We start from the raw sequence: 4,605 nt of genomic DNA, 5'->3' as shown, positions 1-4,605 counted from the left end.
GGAACTAGCGCTGCTGCAAGCAGTTCGCACCTGAAAACCTTACCCTGTATCTGTTTACGTTATCTCACTCAAGTATTACTAGGGATATTTAGGGCGATCATGTAAATAAGAGAAGACAATAGAACCATCACAGATACACCTGGAAATATTCATTTATGTTAAATTCACTAAACCTAGACTAATCTGAATTGCTCTATCTACCTGTTCCATTGTGACTGATTCCAGAACACCCAACCGTTTAATTAATCGTTGTTTATCAATAGAACGAATTTGATTAAGAAGCGCAACAGAATCAACCTGTAAACCTCCTTCTGGTACTTTAATTATCACTTCAGTAGGATACAAAGGTTCTGTAAACTGAGAAGTAAGAGCAGCTACAATAGTTACAGGACTATATTGATTAGAAACGTCATTTTGTAAAATTAAAGCTGGTCGTGTTTTTCTGATTTCTGAACCGATAGTTGGATCAAAATTAACCAAGTAGATTTCACCACGCTGGGGATAGATTATTTTTCCCTTACTTAACACGCTTCCTCTTCCAAATTAAACCACTCTTCAACTAATCCTAAATCACGTTCTGCTCTTTTAATAGCTCCTTGTTTTAACTGTTCTTTGATATTACTAAATTTACTATAACTACCATTCGCATATTCATCACGGACTAATTGAATTTCTTTTTTAGTTTCTTCATCTTCTTGCCAATTTTCCTCTTCAGCATCAGCGATCGCTTCATTAAGAAGTTGTGAAATCTTTCGTTTTTCTGATAAACTTAGCGCATTTAAAGAGTTAATCAATAACTCCATCGGAATGAATAGATTTAATCCAGTTTGTGACATGGTTCTTATCATAATGTGATTGTCGTTCTACATTATATCAAATGATGGCGAATTAGTCTATAAAAACCCTGTATCTGTTTACATTATCTCACTCAAGCATTACTAGGGATTATGGTGCTTGGGAAGATGAACGCACAGCAGCAGAAATAGTCAAAGAGATTTATGATAGCCGAACTATTTCTAACTACGATATTAGCTTATGACTTATTTATTAGATACTGACACCTGCATTTACTGGATTAAAAACATTAATTCCGTCAGAGATAAAATTCAACAAATAGGATGGGAGCAAATTTCTATTTGCAACATCACCGTTGCTGAATTGTATTTTGGTGCTTACAATTCTCAAAAAGTAGCAGAAAATTTAACTCGTGCATAAAAATTCATTCAAGATATTGAAGTTATAAATTTAGATAATAATGCTGTCAAAAAGTTTGGAGAATTAAAAGCAGAACTTAGAAAAATAGGACAACCAGTAGCAGATTTCGATTTATTAATTGCTAGTGTGGCAACAACTAGAAACTATATTTTAGTCACTAACAACACTCGTCATTATAGCCGAATTTCAGAGCTAAAATTAGACAACTGGATTTCACCTTAAAAAAGTTCTTGAAGATGAGTTAACAATAACATAACCCATCATTAATAACGCACTTATTACAACCCAAAAATCCTGTATTTGTTCACATTATCTCATCTAATCATCACTAGGGATTACTGGAGCGATAGCGAAGCGCTGCTGCAAGCAGTTCGCAGTCCGAAAACCTTACCATGTATCTGTTTACATTATCTCAGTCAACTATTACAAGGGATTACTGGAGCGAATTATCACATGAATTAAATCTTATAAACGCCTTTCCCATTGTTGCGGATCACGTTTAACATGAAAACAACCAATAATAGAAATTGTTTCATCTATAATAATGTAAAGCAATCCATAGGGAAACTTCCGAATTAACTTTTTTCTAACTTGTTCATGAACAATTGGACAAGCAAAAGGATTACGTTGAATAGTTGAAAAACTAGCATCAACAACACGAATAAATTCAGAATCTAATCCAACAGTATGCTGTTCATACCAATTATAAGCATCCTCTAAATCAAGTTCTGCTTCTGGTGTAATGAAAATTTTGTAAGTCATATATTAACTAACGATTAAATTTTTGTTTCACTTCCTCCCAACTAGAAACTTGATGAGGATTTTGATAATAAAGTTCTAAACGTCTCTCCAATTCCTGTTTTTGAGCATCACTAATAGTTACATTATCAGCATCTACAGTGATACTATCCCAAATATCTTGGACTAATTGGATTCTTTCGGCAGTAGTTAATTGTAAAATGTTTTGAGGTAGTAAGTTCTCCATAAATCTTCCCATTTGAGTAGACAATATTTTTATTTTAACTCATCATTAGCAAGTAGGTTAGGTTGAAACTAAATTTGGTGATTTTGAAAACTCATTGATTAATATTTACAATACTTTACAAATCATCATCACTGTTATCATGGCAGAAAATGACAGAAACTGCCATACTATAGAAAAGAAGATTCACTGAAATCACATTATGAAAAGTATGAATATTTCCTTACCTGACACCATGCGCGATTATATAGAAGAACAGGTAGCGCAAGGTGGTTACAGCAGCGTCAGTGAATATTTTCGAGAATTAGTGCGACAAGACCAAAAACACAGAGCAAACGAACGATTACAAACCATGCTTTTAGAAGGATTAAACTCAGGAAATGCAACAGAAATGACTGCACAAGATTGGGAAGATATTCGTCAAGCAGTTCGTGAAAAAACTAACAAACGTCAAAGTGCAATTTAGCCATGATGTTTGCAATTAAAAAAAGACCTCAAGTTATCCGCGACTTGATAGATTTAGCTACCTACATAGCAGAAGACAGTTTAGACGTTTCCGACCGGTTTTTAATAGCAGCAGAAACAACATTTAAACAATTAGCTAAAACTCCAGCAATGGGAAAACTCTGTCAATTTTCCCATCCCAATTTAGCAGATATTCGACAACAATCAATTAAAGGATTTAGAAAATATCTCATTTTTTATCGTATCACTGAATCAGAAATTGATATTTTGCGAGTTATTCATGGTGCAAGAGATATTGAAACAATATTAGATGAGGATTTAGAAATATGAGTAATTAGGTTGGGTTGACGCAAGGAAACTCAACAATACAAACTATTAATAACACTAAATTACAACCCGAAAACCCTGTATCTGTTCACATCATCTCACCCAACCATCACCAACTATCATGTAAATAAGAGAAGACAATAGAACCATCACAGATACACCACCGAAACATTCACCTCACCTGAGAATTATCACCCGACCATGAGTTATAATCAAGATTAAAGTCATAACCATAAAATTACTATGACTCTCCAAATCCTAGACAAAACTACCGCAATTTCCGAACAGCGATTTCTTCTACCTGGTAAATATCAAATTAGGCTAGTTTTTATGTGACAACAAGACAAACACATTCTATAATTTTAGAACGGTGAAAGGAGATTGATAACAGATGTATCTACTAGTTTATGAGATACCTGCTTATGAACGTATTTCATAATAGAATCAATAATTTCTTGTTGTAGAATTTCACATAATACTTGTTTATTACCTTGTTTGAGTTCTACTAGTAATTCTTGAGTTTTCAAAGAGATATATTTTAGAGTATCCTCATCTGGTAAAATTACAGGAGTTTTTAAAATATACCTAGCAGAATTATTTGCAGATGGATTAATATCTTTTAAGCAAACCCAAAATACTGGCGAGTTACAATAAGCTAATAGAAAATATAAATCAACTGAAGATTTAGGAAAAATTCCTACTATAGATTGATCAAAAAGACTTTCCTCAATTAATGCAGCCGTAGGACGTTTAGATGTCACCATAGGAAAGCCAATTCCTGTTTTAAAATAGTAGGATGAGTTTTGAAATCTTGATTTTTTATTTGTTTTATAATGTTCAACTGCATCCTGACTCCAATCTACATACCATTGAGTTGGTTTCATAAAATTATAACCACCGCCTTTTAGAATAGGAATAAAATGTTGTGATCCTTCTATTCCATTTAAAGGATTTTTTAATGTAGAAGGTTTAGTTTCAATAGAACTAGAATTAACGACTAAATAATCAGCAGAACCTTTGACTAAAGCAGATGCTTTCCGCAGAAAAACTCTATCATTTCCTGAGTAGAAACCTGTCACACAGTCAGCAATATCAACCATTTTAATTATATTATTTGACAATTTATTAAAAACTGATTCATTAGCCGATATAGGAATAGATAGAGATTCACTATCAAAAATATCTTTCTGAATGATATTATTACCATTAGATTTCATATTTGGAGATTCTGTAAAATCTCTTAAAGAGTCAACAAATTTTACAGAAAAAGAATGGTTGTATTTCGGTTTTTCAGCACGTATAGAAATAATACAAAGACCAGCATAACCAAATGAAATACCAGGAAATAGAGATGAACGAAAGACATCTATACTTTCAATTGTAAATTCTTCGAGAATATAACGTCTAATAGTAATATAACTGTGAAGATACAAAAAAGTGTCAGGAATAATAAATACAAGTCTTCCTTTTTGTGCGAGTAATTTGAGACAACGTAGCAAAAAAACAGTATATGTCTCTTTAATATAAAATCCCGGATATTTTCTTTTTAATTCTGTACGACGTTCATATTCTTGCCAACCTCCATAGGCAGGGGAAACGCATCTAATTTTTTTTGA

The 4,605-nt window shown here is 32.7% G+C and carries 7 protein-coding genes and 1 pseudogene; 3 read left to right on the top strand and 5 right to left on the bottom strand.

What is annotated here, in order from left to right; genetic code table 11:
- Positions 1-153: 153 nt before the first annotated feature.
- Together FJR06_RS01105 and FJR06_RS01100 are read right to left on the bottom strand one after the other, a co-directional pair.
- Positions 154-528: a type II toxin-antitoxin system PemK/MazF family toxin gene (locus FJR06_RS01105; protein ID WP_015079777.1), complete on the bottom strand. Its 375-nt coding sequence runs from the start codon at positions 526-528 to the stop codon at positions 154-156.
- On the bottom strand, positions 522-848 hold the full coding sequence (locus FJR06_RS01100; protein ID WP_015079778.1) for a hypothetical protein: 327 nt from the start codon (positions 846-848) through the stop codon (positions 522-524). Before FJR06_RS01100 ends, FJR06_RS01105 begins: the two co-directional genes overlap by 7 nt.
- A gap of 187 nt (positions 849-1,035) precedes the next feature.
- Here FJR06_RS01100 and FJR06_RS24830 point away from each other — a divergent pair.
- A pseudogene (locus FJR06_RS24830) lies at positions 1,036-1,437 on the top strand (type II toxin-antitoxin system VapC family toxin).
- Positions 1,438-1,680: 243 nt separating this feature from the next.
- Here the strand turns inward: FJR06_RS24830 and FJR06_RS01090 are convergent.
- Positions 1,681-1,977, bottom strand: a complete 297-nt coding sequence (locus tag FJR06_RS01090; RefSeq protein ID WP_015079779.1) for a type II toxin-antitoxin system RelE/ParE family toxin — start codon at positions 1,975-1,977, stop codon at positions 1,681-1,683.
- Between the two features lie 7 nt (positions 1,978-1,984).
- On the bottom strand, positions 1,985-2,224 hold the full coding sequence (locus FJR06_RS01085; protein WP_371260394.1) for an addiction module protein: 240 nt from the start codon (positions 2,222-2,224) through the stop codon (positions 1,985-1,987).
- 175 nt (positions 2,225-2,399) lie between these two features.
- On the opposite strand from FJR06_RS01085, the gene FJR06_RS01080 reads away from it, so the two are divergent.
- Entirely contained in the window at positions 2,400-2,663 is a 264-nt protein-coding gene (locus FJR06_RS01080; RefSeq protein WP_015079781.1) for a type II toxin-antitoxin system ParD family antitoxin, read from the top strand.
- A 2-nt stretch (positions 2,664-2,665) separates the two neighbouring features.
- Positions 2,666-2,992 (top strand): type II toxin-antitoxin system RelE/ParE family toxin, encoded by a 327-nt coding sequence (locus FJR06_RS01075; RefSeq protein ID WP_015079782.1) that lies wholly within the window; start codon positions 2,666-2,668, stop codon positions 2,990-2,992.
- Between the two features lie 359 nt (positions 2,993-3,351).
- Here the strand turns inward: FJR06_RS01075 and FJR06_RS01070 are convergent.
- The coding region (locus FJR06_RS01070) for an Eco57I restriction-modification methylase domain-containing protein (protein ID WP_168650413.1) at positions 3,352-4,605 on the bottom strand (1,254 nt) is incomplete at its 5' end.

Source organism: Dolichospermum sp. UHCC 0352, assembly GCF_009711925.1.
Taxonomy (GTDB): domain Bacteria; phylum Cyanobacteriota; class Cyanobacteriia; order Cyanobacteriales; family Nostocaceae; genus Dolichospermum; species Dolichospermum lemmermannii.
The sequence above is the reverse complement of the archived record's forward strand: the minus strand, read 5'-3'. Positions and strand labels throughout refer to the sequence as shown.